The 21,137-nt window shown below is 62.1% G+C and carries 18 protein-coding genes and 1 tRNA gene; 5 read left to right on the top strand and 14 right to left on the bottom strand.

All coding sequences use genetic code 11. The annotated features are described in order from the left end of the window. Positions 1-91: 91 nt before the first annotated feature. Positions 92-535 carry a winged helix-turn-helix transcriptional regulator gene (locus ACZ6YA_RS24515; protein ID WP_465900161.1) on the top strand — a complete coding sequence of 148 codons (444 nt, stop codon included), beginning with the start codon at positions 92-94 and terminating at the stop codon, positions 533-535. 43 nt (positions 536-578) lie between these two features. On the opposite strand, the gene ACZ6YA_RS24510 is transcribed toward ACZ6YA_RS24515, so the two are convergent. From ACZ6YA_RS24510 to ACZ6YA_RS24500, 3 genes are all read right to left on the bottom strand, one after another. Beyond that, complete coding sequence (locus ACZ6YA_RS24510; protein WP_465900159.1) at positions 579-1,511, bottom strand: NAD-dependent epimerase/dehydratase family protein; 933 nt, start codon at positions 1,509-1,511, stop codon at positions 579-581. After that, on the bottom strand, positions 1,504-2,388 hold the full coding sequence (locus tag ACZ6YA_RS24505; RefSeq protein ID WP_465900157.1) for a sugar nucleotide-binding protein: 885 nt from the start codon (positions 2,386-2,388) through the stop codon (positions 1,504-1,506). Before ACZ6YA_RS24505 ends, ACZ6YA_RS24510 begins: the two co-directional genes overlap by 8 nt. 227 nt (positions 2,389-2,615) lie before the next feature. After that, positions 2,616-3,425, bottom strand: coding sequence for a helix-turn-helix domain-containing protein (locus tag ACZ6YA_RS24500; RefSeq protein ID WP_465900155.1), 810 nt, complete (start codon positions 3,423-3,425; stop codon positions 2,616-2,618). A 178-nt stretch (positions 3,426-3,603) separates the two neighbouring features. Here ACZ6YA_RS24500 and ACZ6YA_RS24495 point away from each other — a divergent pair, with 178 nt between their 5' ends. Both ACZ6YA_RS24495 and ACZ6YA_RS24490 read left to right on the top strand, forming a co-directional pair. After that, positions 3,604-5,046: an alanine/glycine:cation symporter family protein gene (locus ACZ6YA_RS24495; protein ID WP_465900153.1), complete on the top strand. Its 1,443-nt coding sequence runs from the start codon at positions 3,604-3,606 to the stop codon at positions 5,044-5,046. Between the two features lie 72 nt (positions 5,047-5,118). Beyond that, positions 5,119-6,108, top strand: a complete 990-nt coding sequence (locus ACZ6YA_RS24490) for an asparaginase (RefSeq protein ID WP_465900151.1) — start codon at positions 5,119-5,121, stop codon at positions 6,106-6,108. A 127-nt stretch (positions 6,109-6,235) separates the two neighbouring features. Here ACZ6YA_RS24490 and ACZ6YA_RS24485 read toward each other — a convergent pair. From ACZ6YA_RS24485 to ACZ6YA_RS24440, 10 genes are all read right to left on the bottom strand, one after another. After that, positions 6,236-6,331: transfer RNA gene (locus ACZ6YA_RS24485), tRNA-Sec, on the bottom strand. A gap of 6 nt (positions 6,332-6,337) precedes the next feature. Next, positions 6,338-8,260 carry a selenocysteine-specific translation elongation factor gene (gene selB, locus ACZ6YA_RS24480; RefSeq protein ID WP_465900149.1) on the bottom strand — a complete coding sequence of 641 codons (1,923 nt, stop codon included), beginning with the start codon at positions 8,258-8,260 and terminating at the stop codon, positions 6,338-6,340. Continuing rightward, positions 8,257-9,684, bottom strand: coding sequence for an L-seryl-tRNA(Sec) selenium transferase (gene selA / locus ACZ6YA_RS24475; RefSeq protein ID WP_465900147.1), 1,428 nt, complete (start codon positions 9,682-9,684; stop codon positions 8,257-8,259). The genes selB and selA overlap by 4 nt, the downstream gene beginning before the upstream one ends. Positions 9,685-9,760: 76 nt before the next feature. After that, complete coding sequence (gene fdhE, locus ACZ6YA_RS24470) at positions 9,761-10,681, bottom strand: formate dehydrogenase accessory protein FdhE (protein ID WP_465900145.1); 921 nt, start codon at positions 10,679-10,681, stop codon at positions 9,761-9,763. Between the two features lie 4 nt (positions 10,682-10,685). Further along, positions 10,686-11,342 carry a formate dehydrogenase subunit gamma gene (locus ACZ6YA_RS24465; RefSeq protein WP_465900144.1) on the bottom strand — a complete coding sequence of 219 codons (657 nt, stop codon included), beginning with the start codon at positions 11,340-11,342 and terminating at the stop codon, positions 10,686-10,688. Then, complete coding sequence (gene fdxH, locus ACZ6YA_RS24460) at positions 11,339-12,289, bottom strand: formate dehydrogenase subunit beta (RefSeq protein WP_465900143.1); 951 nt, start codon at positions 12,287-12,289, stop codon at positions 11,339-11,341. Before fdxH ends, ACZ6YA_RS24465 begins: the two co-directional genes overlap by 4 nt. After that, on the bottom strand, positions 12,289-15,357 hold the full coding sequence (gene fdnG, locus ACZ6YA_RS24455; RefSeq protein WP_465900141.1) for a formate dehydrogenase-N subunit alpha: 3,069 nt from the start codon (positions 15,355-15,357) through the stop codon (positions 12,289-12,291). Before fdnG ends, fdxH begins: the two co-directional genes overlap by 1 nt. A gap of 128 nt (positions 15,358-15,485) precedes the next feature. After that, positions 15,486-16,247, bottom strand: coding sequence for an SDR family NAD(P)-dependent oxidoreductase (locus tag ACZ6YA_RS24450; protein WP_400798866.1), 762 nt, complete (start codon positions 16,245-16,247; stop codon positions 15,486-15,488). A gap of 23 nt (positions 16,248-16,270) precedes the next feature. Continuing rightward, complete coding sequence (locus ACZ6YA_RS24445; RefSeq protein WP_465900138.1) at positions 16,271-17,056, bottom strand: sulfite exporter TauE/SafE family protein; 786 nt, start codon at positions 17,054-17,056, stop codon at positions 16,271-16,273. Between the two features lie 30 nt (positions 17,057-17,086). Beyond that, positions 17,087-18,112 (bottom strand): TauD/TfdA family dioxygenase, encoded by a 1,026-nt coding sequence (locus tag ACZ6YA_RS24440; RefSeq protein WP_465900137.1) that lies wholly within the window; start codon positions 18,110-18,112, stop codon positions 17,087-17,089. A gap of 369 nt (positions 18,113-18,481) precedes the next feature. Between ACZ6YA_RS24440 and ACZ6YA_RS24435 the strand changes: the two genes are divergently transcribed. Beyond that, positions 18,482-19,876: an aminotransferase-like domain-containing protein gene (locus tag ACZ6YA_RS24435; RefSeq protein WP_465900136.1), complete on the top strand. Its 1,395-nt coding sequence runs from the start codon at positions 18,482-18,484 to the stop codon at positions 19,874-19,876. Positions 19,877-19,996: 120 nt separating this feature from the next. Then, positions 19,997-20,485 carry a GlcG/HbpS family heme-binding protein gene (locus ACZ6YA_RS24430; RefSeq protein ID WP_465900134.1) on the top strand — a complete coding sequence of 163 codons (489 nt, stop codon included), beginning with the start codon at positions 19,997-19,999 and terminating at the stop codon, positions 20,483-20,485. 20 nt (positions 20,486-20,505) lie between these two features. Here the strand turns inward: ACZ6YA_RS24430 and ACZ6YA_RS24425 are convergent, their stop codons facing one another. Beyond that, a complete protein-coding gene (locus tag ACZ6YA_RS24425; protein ID WP_465900132.1) occupies positions 20,506-20,961 on the bottom strand; it encodes a hypothetical protein in 456 nt (151 codons plus the stop codon). Between the last annotated feature and the right edge of the window lie 176 nt (positions 20,962-21,137).

The following is a 21,137-nucleotide window of genomic DNA, read 5'->3' as shown; positions in this document are numbered from 1 at the left end:
GCAAACCTGGTTTTAAATCAAAACCACTTACTGGCTATTTAGCAAATGTGGTTTTAATCTGCAACCAGATAAATACTGCAGGTTAAGCCCGATGCTCGATGAAGTGAATGCGCAATGCCCCGTAGCACGTGCACTGGAGGTACTGGGTGACCGCTGGGCGCTGATGATCCTGCGCGATGCCTTCGATGGCTTGCGGCGCTTCAGTGAATTCCAGAAGAACCTGGGATTGGCGAAGAACATCCTCGCCTCACGGCTGAAGTTATTGGTGGAAAGCGGCTTGCTGCAGCTACAGCCGGCGTCCGATGGCAGTGCCTACAAGGAATATGTGCTGACTGACAAAGGCCGGTCGGTGTTTCCGATCGTGGTGGGGCTGCGCCAGTGGGGGGAGCGTTTTTTGTTCGCGGCGGGGGAAACGCGCTCGGCGTTGCTCGACAGTGCTAGTGGAAAACCGGTCGAGACGCTGCAGGTCGTGGCACAAGATGGCCGGGCTTTAGGTCCCGGAGACTGCCAGAGACGCTTGATCACACACGATTGAGCGGTGTTCCCTTCGCGGGCAAGCCCGCGAAGGGCCCTGTGAGTCAATCTCTGCCCAGCAGTCGGGCCAGGCCTTCGACCATCGATGTCGGCTGCGGGAAATCGAACCGTTCCAGCAACCGCTGGTTATCCGCCCGCGAGTGACGGATGTCACCCGAGCGCGCTTCACCGTAGCTGATCGCCGGCAAGCTGCCGACCACCGTTTCCAGAGCCTTGAGCAGCTGATTCAGTGAAGTCGCCTGGTTCAGGCCGATATTCACCGCTCCGTCTTCCACCTGCGGCTGCTCCAGCGCCTGCACCATCACGTGCACCAGGTCGCCCACATAGAGGAAATCCCGGGTCTGCTCGCCATCGCCGAATACCGTGATCGGCAAACCTTGGGTCGCCCGCTCGCTGAAGATGCTGATCACCCCGGAATACGGTGAGGAAGGGTCCTGACGCGGCCCGAAGATGTTGAAAAAGCGGAATACCACCGGCTCCAGGCCATGCTGGCGACGGTAAAAGTCCAGATACTGCTCGCTGGCCAGCTTGTCCACCGCATAGGGTGTCAGCGGCGCTTTGGGGGTATCTTCGGCAATCGACTGGCCTTCACCATTGTTGCCATACACCGCTGCGCTGGAGGCGAACAGCACGCGGCGCACACCGTGCACGCGCATGGCCTCGCAAACATTGAGAGTGCCGATGAAATTGCTTTGATGGGTCTTTACCGGGTCGTCGACCGAAGCCTGCACCGAGGCTACAGCGGCCAGGTGAACCACGGCGCTGCAGCCAGCCGCAGCGCGCTGAACCAACGCGGCATCAGCCACATCCCCTTCGATCAGTTCCAAGCGCGGGTTATCCAGTTGCAGGTTGTCGCGCTTGCCAGTGGAAAGATCATCGAGCACACGCACTGCATAGCCTTTGGTCAGCAACGCATCGCACAGGTGGGAGCCAATAAAGCCGGCGCCGCCGGTGATCAGGATGGGGGCATCAGCCATGGCGGTAGAATCGGTCCAGTAGTGGCGGCAAACCCGCGCGCCAGGCACGCGGCTTGATGCCGAAGGTATGAAGGATTTTCTTGCAGGCCAGCACCGCATTCTGAGGCTCTTCGCTGGCATCCGGGCGGGCGGCATGCGCCTGCGCGCTCGGCGCCTGCACCGCCAGCTGGCGATGCTGACCGGCCTCGGTGAGGATGGCCTGGCCCAACGCCAGCGGCGTGGTCGCCTCGTTGCCCGCGTAGTGGTAGGTACCCCACAACGGCGCACTGCAGTCGAGCTGCTTGAGCACCGAGAGAATTACCCGGGCAGCATCGTCGACCGGCGTCGGGTTGCCCCGGCGGTCATCGGCCAGCAGCAGCTCCTGCGGTTGCTCGGCGCGGGTCAGGAAGCGGCCCAGGGCACCGTCGATGCTCTCGTCCAGCAACCACCCGAAACGCAGCAGCACATGCTGCGGACAGGCCGCGCGCACGCTCTGCTCGATGCGCCACAAGGCCTGGCCACGCAAGCCCAATGGCACCGGCTCGTCCTTTTCGCTGTAGGCGGTGGCCCGCGAACCATCGAACACCCGGTAGCTGGACGGCTGCACCAGGGTGATCTGGTGGTGCTGGCACAACTCTGCCAGCCGCTCCACTGCCCGCTCCTGCAGCGCCAGGCGCTGTTCGCTGACCGACTCGGCCTGGAACCAGTCGAAGTAATAAGCCAGGTTGACCAGGGCATCGGGGCGATGATCATCGAGCAACTGGGTCAGGCTGGCCGGTGCCCAGCCATCTTCCGGCGGGCGCGGCGCCAGGAATGCGATGTCCTCCTCGGCCCCGAGACGAATCAGCGCTTGCCCGAGGGCATTGCCACCACCCAACAGCATCAGGCGCATACGCATAGAGTCAGCAGATCCGAACAGGTTGATTGAGGAAAGAGGCCATTTTGCGGTTTCCGGGCGGGGAAGTCCAACATGGGGGGTGGGCCTTTTGATGTTCAGAGTGGGTTTCTCGAGTGAGGCCGCAATCGAGCGCCGCCGGCGCGGCGCTCGATCTCAAGGGCACTGCGAGGCTCATGACAAGCACATCCCCGCCCAAACGCGATCCCGCGCCCTACTCCGCAAAAACCCTACTCGATCTCGAACAGCCCATTACTAATCGGCCCCACACTCAACCGCTCGCGCACATCGTCATCGATGCGTGGATCATCCGGCCGATACAGTTTCACCTGCCGGTAGGCATTTATGCGGTTGATCTCTTCCCCCAGGTACTCCCACACCACGCGGGTACAGGCAGGGTTGCGCCGGTCGCCGCTGGAAACGCCGGTCTTCAGTCCGTTCAAGCGGGTGATACGGCTCTTGAAACTGGGAATGAGGATGGTCTGGCTCATTTCGTTCAGGGTCAGCGACTCGTAGTCGATGAGAAACACTCGGTCCTGCAACTGAAACGCCGCGCCCAGGTAACGGCAACGCACCTCGGCATGCTGGTCGGTGGCGCTGGAGCGCTCTTGCCGTTCCTGGCGCTCGAACAGGAAGCGGCCGCGCTCTTCGCGCAGGTGCACCAGCGATACCAGGATGGCACCCGGTACCGACATGCAATTGGAGTACTCGAAGTAGTAGCCGCAATAGCGTGACAAGTTGCCGGCATGCTCCTGCAACGGGCGAAACAGTTCGCTGATCGGGTCGCCCGGCTGATCGCTCACCGCAGACACTCGCGCGCCGATCAGGCGAGCGAACTGTTCAGGCGGCAGATTCAGCTCGTAATCCTCGACACCGAAGAAATCGCCGATGCGCTTGAGGTTGTAAGCCGTCGGCCGGCTCTGCCCGCTCAAGTATTTGTTGAACTGCGCGCGGTTGATCGACAGCTGGCGGCAAACTTCCGAGATAGAGCGGTAGTGGCTGCAGGCCAGTTTGAGATTGGTAGCGAAATGATCGCCCATGGTCAAAATCCAGGATGACGCGAATGGCGCAATAATAGCATCAAGTCGCATCAACTGAGAGCAACCCGCGAAATTGTAACCACTCTTGTCATGGCCAACCATGCGCCCCAACGATAGCGGTGCGCCTGCCGTCCGCTGGTCTTTTCACACGAAGAATAAGAATCGAGGTCATTTTCCAATGCTCGAAGTAGTCAACGATTTCCTCTCGGGGAAGCTCCTCATCGTGTTGATCGTCGGTCTCGGCGGTTACTTCACCATTCGCTCGCGCTTCGTCCAGTTCCGCCATTTTGGCCACATGTTCGGCGTGTTCAAGGAATCGCTGCGTGGCCAGGCAGGCCAGCTGAGCTCCTTCCAGGCCCTGATGCTGAGCCTCGCCGGCCGCGTTGGCGCCGGTAACATCGCCGGTGTCGGCATCGCCGTGACCCTGGGCGGCCCAGGCGCGGTGTTCTGGATGTGGGTCACCGCACTGGTGGGCATGTCCAGCAGCTTCTTCGAATGTACCCTGGCGCAGGTCTACAAACGCGCCGACGGCGACGGCCTGTACCGTGGCGGCCCGGCTTACTACATCCTGCATGGCCTGGGGCGCAAGAACATGGCCATCGTGTTCTCGATCCTGCTGCTGGTCACCTACGGCTTCGCCTTCATCGGCCTGCAGTCGTACACCGTGACCCACTCGCTGCAGAACGCCTTCGCCTTCGACCCGAGCCACACCGGTATCGTCCTGGCCGTGCTGCTGGCCATCACCTTCATTGGCGGCATCAAGCGCATCGCTGCAGTGTCGGACCTGCTGGTACCGGTCAAGACCCTGGCCTACATCGGCGTGACCCTGTACGTGATCGGCACCCAGATCGAACACGTACCAGCCATGCTGGAAACCATCTTCAAGAGCGCCTTCGGCCTCGACCCGGCGTTCGGCGGCCTGCTCGGCAGCGCCATCGTCATGGGCGTGAAGCGTGGTGTGTTCGCCAACGAAGCAGGCCTGGGCAGTGCGCCCAACGTCGCCGCGGTTGCGGCCGTGAAGCACCCGGGCGCGCAAGGCGTGGTCCAGGCGTTCAGCGTGTTCCTCGACACCTTCGTGATCTGCACCTGCACCGCGCTGCTGATCCTGCTGTCGGGCTTCTACACCCCGGGCTTCGAAGGTGACGGCATCGTCCTAACCCAGAACTCGCTGGCCGCCGTGGTCGGTGACTGGGGTCGCCTGTTCGTCAGCGTTGCGCTGTCGCTGTTCGTCTTCACCTGCATCCTCTACAACTACTACCTGGGCGAAAACAGCCTGCAGTTCCTCACCCGCAACCGCGCCGTGCTGATGCTCTTCCGTGGCTTGGTGCTGGCGCTGGTGGTGTGGGGCTCGATGCAGGATCTGACCACCGTGTTCGCCTTCGCCGACATCACCATGACCTGTCTGGCGTTCGTCAACCTGATCGCCCTGGCCCTGCTGTTCAAGGTCGGCTTGCGGGTGATGCGCGACTACGACGACCAGCGTAAGTCGGGCATCAAGCAGCCTGTATTCGACTCGGCCAAATTCGCCGACCTGGACCTGGACCGCAATGCCTGGCCTGCCAACCCGCAGGCTGAAACGGCCGCTGACAATAGCGTCGGCCAAGCCCAGCCGCAGCGCTGATATCCTGCCCTGCCCAGCCGCCCCGTCCGCGGGCGGCTGCACACCTTCCGCTCACCGCTACGGATGCTTTCCATGCGTGCAGTCAAGAATCTCCTCGTCCTCTACACCGGGGGCACCATCGGCATGCTCGAAACCGCCGAAGGTTTGGCGCCAGCCGGTGGTTTCGAAGCGCGCATGCGCGAACACTTCGCCCAGCTGAGCGATGCGCCCCAGGTGCATTGGACGCTGCAGGAACTCAACCCGCTGCTCGACAGCGCCAACATGCAGCAGCACAACTGGCTGGCCATGCGCGATGCCATCGTCGCGGCAGTGGAGGTGGGCGGGCATGATGGCGTGCTGGTGCTGCATGGCACCGACAGCCTGGCCTACAGCGCCGCAGCACTGGCGTTCCTGCTGCTTGGCTTGCCGGTACCGGTGCTGCTGACCGGTTCAATGCTGCCGGCAGGTGCACCGGGCAGCGATGCTTGGGACAACCTCTGCGGGGCCCTGCGCCAGTTCGAGCAGGGCCTGGAAAACGGCGTGCAGCTGTACTTCCACGGCCAGTTGCTGCCGGGTTGCCGCGCGTCGAAGCTGCGCAGTGAAGCTTTCGATGCGTTTGCCGCATTGCCGCGCCACCGCCAAGGCGAGCGGGCGAGCGAGCTGCCTGCTGCCCTGGTTTATCGCCAACAGCGCCAGCCAGTCAACCTCGCGGTAATGCCGATATTTCCCGGTTTGCAGGCCGAGCACCTGTGCGCGCTGCTCGACACTGGCGTGCAAGGGCTGCTGCTGGAATGCTATGGCAGTGGGACCGGGCCGTCGGACGATCAAGCCTTGCTCGACGTACTGCGCGCGGCGCGCCAGCGTGGGGTGCTGCTGGTCGCCATCAGCCAATGCCCAGAGGGTTCGGTGGTGTTCGACACCTATGCGGCGGGTAACCGACTGCGCGCTGCCGGGTTGGTCAGTGGCGGTGGCATGACCCGTGAGGCAGCGCTGGGCAAGATGTTTGCGCTGCTGGGTGCCGGGTTGGATGCCGATGCTGCAGAGCAGTGGTTCGCTCTGGACCTGTGCGGCGAGCGCGCATAATCATCGCCTTTTCCGGCCTCTTCGCGGGACAAGCCCGCTCCCACAGGTATTGCGCCACCGTCAGGATTACGCTGTACCTGTGGGAGCGGGCTTGCCCCGCGAAGAGGGCCTCACAATCAAAAGATAATGGCGGAAGGCAGCGGGAGTCGAACCTGCCCGGGAACGGCTGCCGTCCCCAACCGGGTTTGAAGCCCGGCCGCGCCACCGGGCGCGATTGCCTTCCTTGAACTCAGGGACTGGCCTGCTGCTGGGCCAGCGCGCTGTCGGCGCGGATATGACGCTGATCGGCGACCCTGCGGGTCAGGCCGATGCGGTCGAAGTATTCGAGAATCTGCACACTGCGCTTGCGACCGATGCCCAACATATCGCGAAACGCTGCCACCTGCACTATCGACGTTTCACGGGATTGCCCAAGCAACAGCTCTGCCATGCGCTGCAGCGTCGTCTGTGGATAGAACAGGTCACGGACCACCTGATGCACCAACCCTAGCCTGGCCAACTTGCGAAGTAACAGGCGCACCTCCGCTTCGGGGCATTTTTCTTCGCTGGCCAGCGTCCTGACCCACGGCGGGTCGAACTGCCCTTCCAGCAGCCTGGGTTGTAGGCGCGCCCATAAAACGCTGTCGGCTTCGCTCAACTGAACCTTGTGATCCGGCAGATGCAACCACGGACCGCTGCTGGCGATACGGCCTTCACCGAGCATTTCATCCAGCAGGCTGACGAATGCTGGGCGTTCGACTGGCAACGCCGCGAAGCGGCGCAGGCGATCGCGGTCTGGGCCGAGTTGATCTGGCTCCTGCTCGTGGAATAGCGCCAGTTGCTCCAGCACTTGTTGTTTCAGGGCTTGCCACTGGGTGTTGGCGAACAGCAGCTGGCCCTGCCTAGTGGCAACCACCAGCACGTCGGTAGGTAACTGCCAGGTTTCACGCAAGCGGTTGAACTGGCGCTCCAGGCGCTGCGGGGCGAGGCCGCCCGGCGCGGTATCGAGCAATGCCGTCAGGGCCTGCTCCAGACCTTCGGCATCGCGCAAAACCTGCAGTTGGCGCAGGCGCGCCTCACTGCGACGCTGACGGCTCGGCGCGAACGGGTCGAGCACCGTGCCACCGCCCAACGTGCGCTGGGCACGCTGGTCGCGCAGCACCAGGCGGTCGCCGTGCACGGCCTGCAGCGGCGCGTTGAGCAGCAACTGGGCAAACATGCGCTCGCCCGCCAGCAGGCGTTCGCCTTCGAGCAGCGCGACCCGGGCGGTGACATCCTGGGTTCCCAGGTGCACATGCACGGCGCTGAAATGCTCGAAGGGCCGGCTCTCTCCCGCCAGCAACTGCAGTTCGATATCGACCCGAACGCTGGGCGAATGCAGCCACTCAGGCACCAGCCAGTCGCCACGGTGCACCTGCTCCACGGCCAGACGCTCGGCGGCGATGTTCAGCGCCACTCGCTGCCCCGCCTCCGCCACCAGCGCGGCCTGATTCTGCGCATGCAGGCCCCGTACCCGCACCGGCTTACCCACCTTGCCCAACAACAGCGTGTCGCCAGCGCTGACCCGACCAGCCAAGGCGGTGCCGGTGACCACAATACCTGCACCGGTCACGGCGAAAGCGCGGTCGACCGCCAGACGAAAACCGCCTTGCACGCTGCGCTGCCGCACGCGAGCGGCGGCCCCAAGCAGTGCTTGGCGCAAGGCGTCGATCCCTTCGCCGGTCACACTCGACAAGGGCAACTGTTGCGCGCCGGCGTAGGGCCCTGGCGCCAACAGTTCAGCAACTTGCAATTGCACTTCGGCGACCCGCGCAGGCGCTACCCGGTCGCACTTGCTGATCGCCACCAGCGCCTGGGGAATGCCCAGCAACTCGATGATCGCCAGGTGCTCACGGGTCTGCGGCATGACGCCATCGTCCGCCGCCACCACCAACATCACCAGGTCGATGCCATGGGCCCCCGCCAGCATGTTGTGGATAAAGCGCTCGTGCCCAGGTACGTCGATGAAGCCCGTCAGGGGCGCGCCGTCAGCCAGGGCGGCGTAGCGATAGCCGAGGTCGATGGTCATGCCGCGCTCGCGCTCCTCCTGGCGATGATCGCCGGCCTGCCCGGTCAGGGCCTGGAGCAATGCGGTCTTGCCGTGGTCGATGTGGCCGGCGGTACCAACGATCACTGCACCGGCCCCAGTCGCAGGGCGGGCAGTTGCGCCAGCCACTGGGCTTCGTCGTCCAGCTGGCGCAGGTCGAGCCACAGCGCGTCGTCGTCAATACGGCCAAGCACCGGCACCGGTAGCTCACGCAAGGCGCGCTCCAGCACATGCAGGCTGCGCCCGCGCAGCTTTTTCGACACCTGCGGGCGTAAGCACAAAGCGGCGCTCGGCAGCCGCGCGACCGGCTGGCTGCCACTGCCAATCATGCCCAGCGCCGGCTCGACGCTGACAGTCCATTGCGCATCCAGGTGGGCCGTGAGCGCGGGCGCCAGGCGCTCGGCCTGGGCCTGGATCTCGGCCTGGCTGCGGGTCAGCAGGCGCAGGCTGGGCAGTCGCTCGGCCAGGCGGTCCGGGTTGCGGTACAGCGCCAACACGGCTTCGAGGGCGGCAAGGGTGATCTTGTCGACGCGCAGGGCACGTTTGAGCGGGTTCTTCTTGATCCTGGCGATCAGTTCCTTGCGCCCGACGATAATGCCCGCCTGCGGCCCACCCAACAGCTTGTCGCCACTGAAGGTGACGATATCGGCACCGTCGGCCAGGGCCTGGCGCACGGTTGGCTCGGCGGGCAAGCCCCAGCGCGTCAGGTCGAGCAGGCTGCCGCTGCCGAGGTCTTCGAGCAGCGGCAGTTCATGTTGATGGGCGATGCGCGCCAGCTCGGCGGTGGATACCTGGGTGGTGAAGCCCTGGATGCTGTAGTTGCTGCAATGCACGCGCATCAATAAACCGGTGCGTGGGCCGATGGCGGCTTCGTAGTCGCGGGCGTGTGTGCGGTTGGTGGTGCCGATCTCGTGCAGTTTCACTCCGGCCCGCGCCATGATGTCGGGGATGCGGAAGGCACCGCCGATTTCGATCAGCTCGCCCCGGGAGATGATGCCTTCCTTGCGCGCACCCAGGCTGTTGAGCGCCAGCAGCACGGCCGCGGCGTTGTTGTTGACCACAGTCACGGCTTCGGCGCCGGTCAGCTCACGGATCAGGCCTTCGATCAGGTCGTCACGGTCGCCGCGCTTGCCGGTGGCCAGGTCGAACTCCAGGTTGAGCGGGTAGCGGGCGGCGGTCTGCATGGCTTCGACAGCTTCCTCCGGCAGCAGCGCGCGGCCGAGGTTGGTGTGCAGCACGGTGCCGGTGAGGTTGAACACGCGGCGAACCTGGCTGCGCTGCTGGATGGCCAGGCGCTCACCGCTGCGGCCGAGCAGTACCTCTGCAGCCAGTTCGGCGGCGCTGAGGTGGCCCAGGCGAGTCGGTTCGCGCAAGTCGTCGAGCAGTTGGCGCAGGGTGGCAAGCACGGCGTCGCGGCCGTGGCGATCGATCAGTGGGAGGCAGGCCGGGTGGCGCAGGAGGGTGTCGATCGAGGGCGGGCGTGGGGTTTCGCTGGCGAGGCTTGAAGACATCAGGTACTACCTTCTCCATTGTCTGTTCGGGCCCCTTCGCGGGGCAAGTCGGTATTACAGTGTAGACACTCACCCACTACCCAGGCGCCAGCATCAGGTTCGGTGCCAGACGATGAATACCCTCCTCGTCCAAACGCATATCCAACGCCAGGCTGGCCAGGTCATCCGCCAACGGCTCGGCCGTCGCATCGTTCTCCAGGTAATTCTGCTTCAAGTACGTATTACACCCCGGACAGCACTCCGCGCGCAGCGGCGCCTTGCCCGGCGCATGGCGGTCATCCTCCAGGCTGGTGTAGCGCAAATCCTTGCTCGACTCGCAATACACGCACTTGACCCGCACCACGTGCCATTCGCAGGCACACAAGGAGCAAGCCAGGTAGCGCAGGCCATTGTGCTTGCCCCGGTTACGCACCACCCCGGCCATGGCCGGCGAGCCGCAGGCTGGGCACTGGGCCAGGCTGCCTGAGGGCTTGAATTCGGGTGACGGCAGCGCCAACAACCAACTGGACCAAGCCGCTTGGAGTGCGGCGCCAAGGAACGGCACAAGTGCAGCTGGCACAGCGTCATACTGCCCTGCCAGCAAGGCGATGCCCCACCCCTTGCGTTGGCTTTCATCACTGTCGCGCAAGGCCTGCAACGCATCAGCCAGCGGCCCTGCAACTTCAGCCGAAAAATGCTTGAGTAACGCCTGAAGCCAAACCAGCCATGGCCCCTCACGCACCAGGCTGTCAGCCGCAAGCGGTGGCAACCCATGACTTATACACAGGCGCTGGCGTTCCTCTGCCACAGGCAATCCCGCAGGAGGGTTATCCACAAGCTGCTGCTGAATCCGACACAGCCGGGCGATCAGCCGCAGGTAGTCACCCAGCGCATGCCCTTCGGCCAGCCGCTCCAAGCGCAAGGCGCGCAGTTCGAACAAGTTGGCGGGCGGCAGGTGCAGAAACGGCGGCATTACCGCCGACGCTTCGATCTGCCCAGGTTCGAGTATCGTGCTCAAGCGCTTATCCTTCTTTACGTCGGTGATTGCTCGGCGTCTTGTCGCCGGTCACTTCGCGGTACCACAGTTCATGGTGCTTGCGCGCCCAGGCGCGGCTGACCCAGCCATGCAGCATGGCGCTGAGCGAACCCTTGATCCAGATGCCGGCATAGATGTGCACGATGATGCTGAGGATCAGCACGAAACCCGCCAGCGCATGGGCAAGCGACGCCAGGCGAATCGAGCCGATGTCGAAGAAGTGACTGAAGTACGCGCGCCAGATCACCACGCCGCTGAGCAACAGCACCAGCATGCACAGCAGCAGCGTCCAGAACAGCAGCTTCTGTCCGGCGTTGTACTTGCCGATTGGCGGCACGCCGTCTTCGCGGTTGACCATCACCCGGTCGATGCGACGCAGCCACAGGCGGTCATTGGCGGTGATGAAGTTGGCGCGCCAGAACCGGATGACCAGGAACAGGAAGAAGACGAACATCGCCACGCCCATGAACGGATGCAGGATGCGTGTCCACGGCCCGCCGCCGAATAAATGGCTGAGCCAGAACAGCGCCGGGTGGAACAGCGCCAGCCCGGACAGCCCGGCCATGAAGAACAGGATAGCGACGAGCCAGTGGTTGGTCCGCTCGTTGGCGTTGTAGCGCAGGATGGGTTTGTCGTCGTTCATGGCCGCTGCTCCCCTTGCCCACCGGGCTGCTTCGGATCGTAGACATGCACTGCTGGGTCGACCTGGTGCACGCTGTCATCAGGCGGCGTGGGCTGCTCATCTTCCTCGACCCGCTGCGGGCCGACCCGCACATAGTGGAAGAACCCGGCCAACACTGCTGCGCCCATGGCCAGCAGCGCCAGCGGCTTGGTGAAGCCCTTCCACAAGCCCACCAGTGGGCTGATCACCGGCTGGTCCGGCAAGCCGGCATACAGCCGGGGCGTGTCGGCATGGTGCAGCACGTACATCACATGAGTGCCGCCGACCCCGTCCGGGTCGTACAACCCGGCATTGTCGTAGCCGCGCGACTTGAGGTCGACAATACGCTCGGCGGCATGCACCTTCATCTCGTCCTTGCTGCCGAAGACGATCGCCCCGGTCGGGCAGGTCTTCACGCAGGCCGGCTCCAGGCCCACGCTCACGCGGTCGGAACACAGCGTGCACTTGTACGCTTTGTGGTCCTTCTGCGAAATGCGCGGGATATTGAACGGGCAGCCAGTGATGCAATAGCCGCAACCGATGCAGTGGTCCTGGTTGAAATCGACGATGCCGTTGGCGTGCTTGATGATCGCCCCCGGGCTTGGGCAAGCCTTCAAGCAACCGGGGTCGGCGCAGTGCATGCAGCCGTCCTTGCGGATCAGCCACTCCAGGTTGCCGTCGTCGCGCTCGTGCTCGGTGAAGCGCATCAGGGTCCAGGTCTCGGCCGTGAGGTCCTGGGGGTTGTCGTAGGTGCCGTGGTTGTGGCCGACCTCGTCACGCAGTTCGTTCCACTCCGAGCACGCCACCTGGCAGGCCTTGCAGCCGATGCACTTGGTGGTGTCGATCAGCTTGGCGACTTCTTCCAGCTGGCGTACCGAGGACGGAACCGTGGTGGTGGCCGAGCGGGCGATGATGTCTTGGCTGGCCATCAGAGTTTCTCCACTTTGACGAGGAACGACTTGGATTCCGGCGTCTGCGTGTTGCCGTCACCAAGGAACGGCACCAGGGTGTTGGTCAGGTAGCCATGCCGGGTGGCGCCGGTGAAGCCCCAGTGCAACGGGATGCCGATCTGGTGCACGGTCTGGTTGTTGACCTGCAGCGGGCGAATCCGCTTGGTCACCACCGCCACTGCATCGATATGCCCGCGCTTGCTCGACACCCGCACCCGGTCGCCGGCCTTGATGCCTTTCTCGTTGGCCAACACCTCGCCGATTTCGACGAACTGCTCAGGCTGGGCGATGGCGTTGAGCCGGCAATGCTTGCTCCAGAAGTGGAAGTGCTCGGTCAGTCGGTAGGTGGTCGCCGCATAGGGGAACTCATCGTGCGTCCCCAAGGTGTCCCACACCGAATCGAAGATCCGCCCGGCCGGGTTACTCGTGGCCTTCTTGTTCTGCGGATGCAGCGGGTTGATGCCAATGGGCGTCTCGAACGGCTCGTAGTGCTCGGGGAACGGGCCTTCGGCCATCTTGTCGATGGCGAAGAAGCGGGCCACGCCTTCTGGGTTCATGATGAACGGGTTCATCCCCGCTTCCGGTGGCGAGTCGACCTTGAAGTCGGGCACGTCCGTGCCGGTCCAAGCCTTGCCGTTCCACCACACCAGGCGCTTCTTCTCCGGATCCCAGGGCTTGCCCTGCGGGTCGCTGGAGGCGCGGTTGTAGAGGATGCGCCGATTGGCCGGCCAGGCCCAGGCCCAGTTCTGCACCTGGTGCATGCCGAACGGGTCGCTGTTGTCGCGGCGCGCCATCTGGTTGCCCTGCTCGGTCCAACAGCCGGCAAAGATCCAGCAGCCGGAGGCGGTACTGCCGTCGTCCTTGAGCTGGCCGAAGCCCGAGAGCTGCTGGCCGGCCTTGAGCAGCGCACCGGTCGGGTCGGTGACGTCGGTCACGGCCCGGCCGTTCATCTCTTTGGCCAGCTCTTCGGGCGAAGGCTCTTCCGGGATCTTGTACGGCCAGTCGATGTTCATCATGGCGTCCGGGTAAGCACCGCCTTCCTTGCTATAGCGTTCGCGCAGGCGGATGAACAGCTCGCTCATGATCTGCACGTCGGTACGCGTTTCGCCCGGGCCATCAGCGCCCTTCCAGTGCCACTGCAACCAGCGGCTGCTGTTGACCAGCGAGCCGTCCTCCTCGGCGAAGCAGGTGGTGGGCAGGCGGATCACTTCGGTCTGGATATTGGCCGTGTCGACATCGTTGAAGGGACCTGCATTGCGCCAGAACTCCGAGGTTTCCGTGGCCAGCGGGTCCATGATCACCAGCCACTTCAGTTTGGCCAACGCCGCAGTGACGCGGTTCTTGTCCGGCAACGCGGCAATCGGGTTGAAGCCCTGGCACATGTAGCCGTTGACCTTGCCCTGGCCCATCATCTCGAACATGCGCAGCACGTCATAGGCCGGCACATCGAGCTTGGGCAGCCAGTCGTAGCCCCAGTTGTTTTCCGCCGTGGCATTGGCGCCGTACCAGGACTTCATCAGGCTGACGTGGAACTTGCCGTAGTTCTGCCAGTACGACAGCTGCCCCGGCCTCAACGGCTTGGAGGCGCGTTTGTCGATGTAAGTGGCGTAGTCCTGCTCGGCATCGCCGGCCAGAGTCAGGTAGCCCGGCAGCGAGTTGGACAGCAGCCCGAGGTCGGTCAGGCCCTGAATATTGGAGTGCCCACGCAGGGCGTTGACCCCGCCACCCGGCATGCCAACGTTGCCCAGCAGCAACTGGACCATGGCCGCACTGCGGATGATCTGCGCACCGATCGAATGCTGCGTCCAGCCGAGCGCATAGAGGATCGTCATGGTTTTGCCCGGTGCCGAGCAGCTGGCGATCTCTTCCCAGATCTTCAGCATGGCGTCCTGCGGCATGCCACAGGTCATGCTCGCCAGTTCCGGGGTGTAGCGGCTGTAGTGCTGCTTCATCAGTTGATAGACGCAACGTGGGTGCTGCAAGGTCGGGTCTACCGTGGCGAAGCCGTCCTCGCCCAGCTCGTAGCCCCAGCCGGATTTATCCGCGTAGACGCGCTTGGCCTCGTCGTAGCCGCTGAACAGCCCATCTTCGAAGCCATAGCTCTCTTTGACGATGAACGACACGTCGGTGTAATTGCGCACGTACTCGTGCTGGATCTTGTCGTTGCTCAACAAGTAGTTGATCAACCCACCCATGAAGGCGATGTCGGTTCCGGTGCGAATCGGCGCGTAGTAATCCGCCACCGAGGCGGTACGGGTAAACCGCGGGTCGACCACGATCAGCCGCGCCTTGTTGTGCGCCTTGGCCTCGGTCACCCACTTGAAGCCGCACGGATGCGCTTCTGCTGCGTTGCCACCCATCACCAGGACCAGATTCGCGTTGGCGATATCTGACCAGTGGTTGGTCATGGCGCCACGGCCGTACGTCGGGGCAAGACTTGCCACCGTCGGGCCGTGTCAGACACGCGCCTGGTTATCGAACCCCAGCATGCCGGTTGCGCGGACGACCTTGTGAGTCAGGTATCCCGCCTCGCTGGAGGCGGCGGAGGCAGCGAGAAAACCGGTGGTGAGCCAGCGGTTGACGGTTTGCCCCTGGGCGTTTTTCTCGATGAAGTTGGCGTCACGGTCCTGCTTCATCAGGTCGGCGACGCGGTCGAGCGCCTCTTCCCAGCTCACCCGCACCCACTCATTGCTGCCTGCCTTGCGCATTTCGGGGTACTTGAGGCGGCTGGGGCTGTGGATAAAGTCGAGCAGGCCAGCGCCTTTCGGGCACAGGGTACCGCGGTTGACCGGGTGGTCGGCGTCGCCTTCGATGTGGATGATGCTTTGTTTGACGTTTTTGCCCGCATCGCCCTGGCTGTACAGGATCAAGCCGCAGCCGACCGAACAGTAGGGGCAGGTGTTGCGAGCTTCCTTGGTGTGCGCCAGCTTGAAGTGGCGCACCTGCTCGGCGTAGGCCGGCGTCGGGGCCATGCCCAACGCCGCCAGGCTCGAGCCTCCAAGGCCGACAGCGGCGACCTTGAAGAACTGCCGACGGTTGAGGTCCATCGTGCACTCCTGATCAGGTTTCGGGCGCACGGGACATTGCCGGCACCTCGGGTCATCACGGTGGCGGCAAAGTGATGCCGCCAAACGTTAAGACTAGTCAAGAATGGCGAAAGTGCGATTGACCCCGGTCAGCACGGCGGCAGGTTACGCGCCACATTCAGCGCCGCGCTGCTCTGTGCGACCGGCATGATTTCGAGGGTGTTGATGTTCACATGTGGCGGTTGCTCGGCGATCCACGCCACCGTAGCGGCAATATCCTCGGGCAGGATTGCCTGCACATCGCGGTACAGCGCATCCACCGCATTCATGTCGCCGTTGAGGCGCACCACCGAAAAGTCAGTCCCGGAACACAACCCAGGCTCGATGTTGCTGACCCGCACCCGTGTACCGGCCAGGTCGGCCCGCAGGTTCAGGCTGAACTGGCGCACGAACGCCTTGCTCGCGCCATAGACGTTGCCACCCGGATAGGGATAGGTGCCGGCAATGGAACCGATATTGATGATCATGCCGCTGTCTGCCGCGACCATTTGCGGCAAGACCGCGTGGGTCATCATGGCCAGGCCGGTGATGTTGGTGTCGATCATCCGCTGCCAGTTCTCGGCGCTGCTGACCTGGGCCCGTTCGACGCCCAACGCCAGCCCTGCATTGTTGACCAGCACATCGATGGCAGGTGCTGCCTCATTGATCTGCCCAACCGCTGCGCTGATCGACGCAGAAGAGGTGACATCCAGCGCCAGCGGGATGAAGTGTTGGCCTAATTCGCGCTCCAGCGCTTCCAGCTTGTCCATGCGTCGCGCGCCACCGATCACGCGGTACCCCTTGGCGACCAGGGTGCGGCATATGGCGCGGCCAAAGCCTGAAGAGGCGCCAGTTACGAAAGCAGTTTTCATCAGGTTTCTCCCAAACGGTTAGGTCAGACCAGGTACTTCACACCCAGGCTGGTGAACAGGCACAGCATCGAGAACACCAGCGCCTTGCGTACCACTTCGTTGCCTTTGCGTAATGCCAACGCGCTGCCCATGTGATTACCCAGGACGTTGCAGATGACCAACGGCAGCGCCAGCAGATAAACGACCTTGCCTGCCATGATGAACGCCACCAGCGCACCAATGTTTGAGGCGAAGTTGAAGGTTTTGGAGTTGGCCGAACTGGACACCAGGTCCATGCGCAGCAGGTAATGAAAGGCAATGATGAACATGCTGCCGGTGCCAGGGCCAAAGAAGCCGTCATAGAAGCCGATGGTGAGGCAGGTCAGTGGCACCACGGTGTAGAGCATTCGCGCCGATAGCTGGCGCTCCTCGACCGGGCGGTCTTTGGGGGTGAGGAAGATCAGGATACCGAACGGAATCAATGCCAGGATGATCTTGCCCACGGTTTCCTGGGAGATCGACACGATCAGGTGTGCCCCCAGGTAGGCCCCGAGCAACGAAAAAGGCACACCGACCAGCGCCACTTGCCACACCATTCTGCTGTTGGCCAGGAAGTTGCGGATGGCGGCCAGCGTTCCCAAGGTACTGACCAGTTTTTCTTGCCCCAGGGCGACTTGTGGCGGCATGCCGACCAACAGGAAACCGGGCACCAGGAACAGCCCGCCACCGCCAGCGATGCTGTCTACAAAACCTGCGATGAAGGCAATGGCACCCAGCAACAGGATCGCCAACAGCCAATGTTCCGCCCAATAGGCGCCTAACAATTCCATAACGTTCGTTCCGTGAAAATTGAAGGGAAATCAGGAAAGCACTTCGTAGAGATGACTGGCCCGGGCAAAATGCACGCGGTTCAGGTCATTGACGGCGAACAACCGCAGCAGCCAGCGATCCGCACCGTCGTTCTGTGGCTCGAAGCCATCACGGGCGTGCAACACGCGCTGATTCTTGAAAATCATGAAATCACCGGGCAACAGCAGGTGCGGCTCGTCGAAGCGGCGGGTTTCCAACAGGCTGCGCAAACTGGCCAGGGCCTGCTCCGCGCGCAGGTTGAGCCCATGGGTGTTTTCACTGTCGAAACGACACAACCATTCGCCTGCATGGCCGCGCACCAGTACCGGAAGTTCGGTGGTGCAGCGACGATTGCCGGAGAACGAGTCGGGTCGCCGGATTTCAAATTGCGCCTCACACAGTTCACGCACAGTTGCCGAAGGCAGCGAGGCGATGACCGCATCGAGGCTGACCAGCGTGGTGCTGATGCGTGGATCGCAGCGCATACCAAAGAACGACAGATATTCCGGGCAACAAGAGACTGCGCCCAACGGCTCGGATGACAGCGGCAAATCCGGGTTGTCGACATGGTAGGAAAAACGCAACCGCGAACCATGCGAGCTTTTGTGGCTGGATGAGGTGCGGGCGGGGATCACATGGCGGAACAGACGACCATCGTTCTCCCCCTCGTAGACGATCGGGTTGATCCCCATCAGGCCTTGCATCGTCAGGCTAACCAGGCAGGCAATCGGGGTGCTGCGTGGACTGAGCACACCGGAATACGGAGTCGGTGGAATGTCGCGATCACGTGGGCAATTGCGCACGATCATGCTGGTCGTCTGCGGATTTTCGACGAAACTACGGATCTGCTGACAGAGCGCACTGCCAAGCACCTCGCGCGCCTGCTCTTTGAGTTGCGGATACAGCTCCTTGCTGGTTTCGAAATCCAGGGGGGTGTTGTTCAGCAAGGTTTGCCAGGCGCTGGAAACCACCCAGGGCAGACGGATCTCCAGTGAGGTAACAGCCTCGGCTGTTTGTTGCAGGTGAGCGCTTTCCATTTCAGTCGATATTCCATTGGCCATTCGGTGTCGTGCTTGGCCGGGCAGAGGCGGCAGACATTGTTTTTGAAGCCAGATGCCTGCAGAGCATGCCCGCATTGCATCGACTCAATCATTGTAATTACAAAAATAAGATCGATTCAATCTATTTGAATGGCTCTTTGACAGCATCATTGAATCGACTCAATCAACTTATTGATTTCAAATGATTTCCTTTGCCAGCACCTATGATCAAGCCCTACAGCCATTACACACCTCGATGCGCCTAACTCATCAATGTGGGTAATTTGCTTGTAAGAAAACTCAATTACTCCCATGAGACCTTTCGTGCTAGGCTTTCGCGCTTCTGCAGATTCTGGTGCCATTTCTATGTGGGTTCCTCACTACAGCGACCTGGCACAGCCGGTCTACCTGATGATTGCCGACGCCCTCGAACAGGACATCGGTAACGGTCGGCTGTCGGCAGGTGATCGGTTGCCGACACTCAAGGACCTTGCCGAGTCGTTGAACGTGACACCGGGCACCATCGGTCGAGCCTATGACGAGGCGGCCAAACGTGGTCTGGTGGTAGGCGAAGTTGGCCGTGGCACCTTCGTCCTGCAGCAACGGCCTATCCTGACCAACGCGGCTACAGCTCCCGTCAAGGCTGCCTCGACGAGGTCTGAAAGCGGCCAGATCGACTTGTCGATCATCAAGCCCAATGACGCGCACATGACTGAATGGCTGCGCGGCGCAATCACCGAGCTTGCTTCCTCACCCGATCTCGATCAGGTGCTCGACTACGTCACCGAGGGTGGCCATGCGACGCATAAGCAGGCCGGTGCCGCCTGGATTCAACGCTGGTTGCCAGAGGCGTGCTGGCAACAAGTAGTGCTGACGTCCGGGGCCCAGCACGGTCTTCTGGTGGCGATCAGCAGCTTGTCGAAAAGCGATGACGTGATTCTCTGCGAATCGTTTTGCTACCCAGGCATCATTTCCTTGGCCCACAGCCTGGGTCGCCGTCTTCGCGGCATCGCCATGGACGAACACGGGCTGATTCCGCAAGCCTTGCGTGCAGCCTGCCTGGAGCACCGCCCCTCCTTGCTGGTATGCGTGACCACCCACCAAAACCCCACCAACTCGATCATGCCCCGCGAGCGTCGCGAGGCCATTGCCGAAATCGCCCGCGAGTTCGACCTGTTCATCGTCGACGACGATATCTACGGATTTCTTGAACCCGAGCCCGACTACCAGCCACTGGCCGCCTATGCCCCCGAGCGCTCGGTGTACCTGACCAGCCTGTCCAAGAGCGTGCTCCCGGCACTGCGCATCGGCTACCTGTATGCGCCGCCACAAACGCTGTCGCGTTTATCGTCGATGGTGCGCAGCAGTGTCTGGATGCCCTCCCCGCTGATGGCTCAACTGGCCAGTAATCTGATCAACAGCGGCATGGCCGATCAGCTCGTTCGCGTGCAGCAGGACGAAGCCGCCGCGCGTCAGCGGATGGCCAAGGAAATTCTGGGCAAGTACAAGATTCGCAGCCAGCCTTACAGTTTCCATATCTGGCTGGAGCTTCCCGAGCCCTGGACCAACGACGAGTTCGCCAACCTGGCGCGCAACAATGGCGTGACGGTGGTCAGCGGCAGTCAGTTCCTGCCTGAGCGCAGCCCTGCAAGCCATGGAGTGCGTATCGCCCTGATGACGCCGAACCGTGCAGAGTTGAGTTTTGCGTTGACCAAACTGGCCAGCCTGCTGGATTCGCCTGAGCCGAGGCTTTTCTATTAGCGCGGGAGGGGCGGCCTCTGCGCTACATAGACCGCACATCAATTTCGGAAACGGACTACATCCAAGGGTGCCATTCGCTTGCTAGGTTTCGGACAAAACCTACCTATGGATGGTGCTCAAATGAACCCGAATTACCGCCGTGTCACGCTCTTGATGTGCTCGCTTGTGTTGGCGACACCTTTATTTGCGGATCCATTAGAAACCGCCTCAGCCGCTGTAATCACCGCCGAAGCCGCCAGAGCCATGGCTGCCGCCGCTGAGCGTGCGGCCCGCGCGCAGGGCCATGCCATCGTCATCAGCATTGTCGACAACCATGGCAACCTCAAACATTTCCACCGCATGGATGGCGCCAACAGCGGCAGTATAAAAGTCGCACAGCTCAAGGCATCCACCTCCGCCCGCTTTCCGCTTTCGTCCAGCGCCCTGGCAGAACGCAGCGCAGCGCTACCTGCGAACCCCTATGCTTCACTGCCAGGCTTTACATTGCTGGGCGGAGGGCTGCCGATCTTGAATGCAAACGGGGACCATATCGGCGGAATCGGCATCAGCGGCTCCACGCCTGAACTGGATGCGCAGTTTGCCGAAGCGGCGCTGGACAGCGGTGTTTGAGCATTCCGCAGGGGGAAGTGTCATTGAATGGATATATTGAAGTTGTCGCCTTCCAGATAACGCAACTGGACTTTGCCACTAACATTTTCTCCATCCCCAGTGATGAGCTTATAGCGTGACAACATGAATGCTTCACGGGTGACGGCCCTTTTCGCATGAAGGCGAGTTCCCAAGGCAACAAGAACTCCACCCACACTGAATATCGGACCAGGGTACATCTGTATGTATTGGATGAAGGTCGGACCCGTGATCCTGCTGTAGGTAATCGTCTCAGGACCGAAAACCGCTGTGGCGAAGCCTACCAAGGCAATCACGACACCTACCGCCATCACAAGGCCTCCGAAGAATCCGGCACCTTCATCGCAACCCTCAAGATAAGCGGCATAGTCTTGGCTGAAGCCTGGGATTTCATAGTTTTCAACCGAAGCGCTTAATTTTATTTCCTGTTGTACAAGTTCTTCGCTGCCTGATTGCATAACCCACTCCTTATCTAGAATGGAGATTCTAAGCAGTCATGGCAGCAGATAGTTGACATCAGGCGAACTTCAGAAATCCCCTACAATCAAGAGGAAAATTTCATTGGAATAGTTATAGGGCGAATCTTGAAGCCCACTCCGTTTTCTTGCATCAGGCAAAAAAAACCCGGAGCAAA

Source organism: Pseudomonas sp. NPDC090752 (assembly GCF_055584805.1).
Note: the sequence above shows the minus strand (reverse complement) of the source record. Positions and strands in the feature narration are given on the sequence as shown.

Coding starts and splice junctions, on each gene's coding strand:
- ACZ6YA_RS24440 (WP_465900137.1), bottom strand. CDS start 18,112: ATGGAAAGCGCTCACCTGCAACAAACAGCCGAGGCTGTTACCTCACTG.
- ACZ6YA_RS24490 (WP_465900151.1), top strand. CDS start 5,119: ATGCGTGCAGTCAAGAATCTCCTCGTCCTCTACACCGGGGGCACCATC.
- selA (WP_465900147.1), bottom strand. CDS start 9,684: ATGTCTTCAAGCCTCGCCAGCGAAACCCCACGCCCGCCCTCGATCGAC.
- ACZ6YA_RS24500 (WP_465900155.1), bottom strand. CDS start 3,425: ATGGGCGATCATTTCGCTACCAATCTCAAACTGGCCTGCAGCCACTAC.
- ACZ6YA_RS24505 (WP_465900157.1), bottom strand. CDS start 2,388: ATGCGTATGCGCCTGATGCTGTTGGGTGGTGGCAATGCCCTCGGGCAA.
- ACZ6YA_RS24450 (WP_400798866.1), bottom strand. CDS start 16,247: ATGAAAACTGCTTTCGTAACTGGCGCCTCTTCAGGCTTTGGCCGCGCC.
- ACZ6YA_RS24465 (WP_465900144.1), bottom strand. CDS start 11,342: ATGAACGACGACAAACCCATCCTGCGCTACAACGCCAACGAGCGGACC.
- ACZ6YA_RS24445 (WP_465900138.1), bottom strand. CDS start 17,056: ATGGAATTGTTAGGCGCCTATTGGGCGGAACATTGGCTGTTGGCGATC.
- ACZ6YA_RS24435 (WP_465900136.1), top strand. CDS start 18,482: ATGTGGGTTCCTCACTACAGCGACCTGGCACAGCCGGTCTACCTGATG.
- ACZ6YA_RS24515 (WP_465900161.1), top strand. CDS start 92: ATGCTCGATGAAGTGAATGCGCAATGCCCCGTAGCACGTGCACTGGAG.
- ACZ6YA_RS24495 (WP_465900153.1), top strand. CDS start 3,604: ATGCTCGAAGTAGTCAACGATTTCCTCTCGGGGAAGCTCCTCATCGTG.
- ACZ6YA_RS24510 (WP_465900159.1), bottom strand. CDS start 1,511: ATGGCTGATGCCCCCATCCTGATCACCGGCGGCGCCGGCTTTATTGGC.
- fdxH (WP_465900143.1), bottom strand. CDS start 12,289: ATGGCCAGCCAAGACATCATCGCCCGCTCGGCCACCACCACGGTTCCG.
- ACZ6YA_RS24425 (WP_465900132.1), bottom strand. CDS start 20,961: ATGCAATCAGGCAGCGAAGAACTTGTACAACAGGAAATAAAATTAAGC.
- ACZ6YA_RS24430 (WP_465900134.1), top strand. CDS start 19,997: ATGAACCCGAATTACCGCCGTGTCACGCTCTTGATGTGCTCGCTTGTG.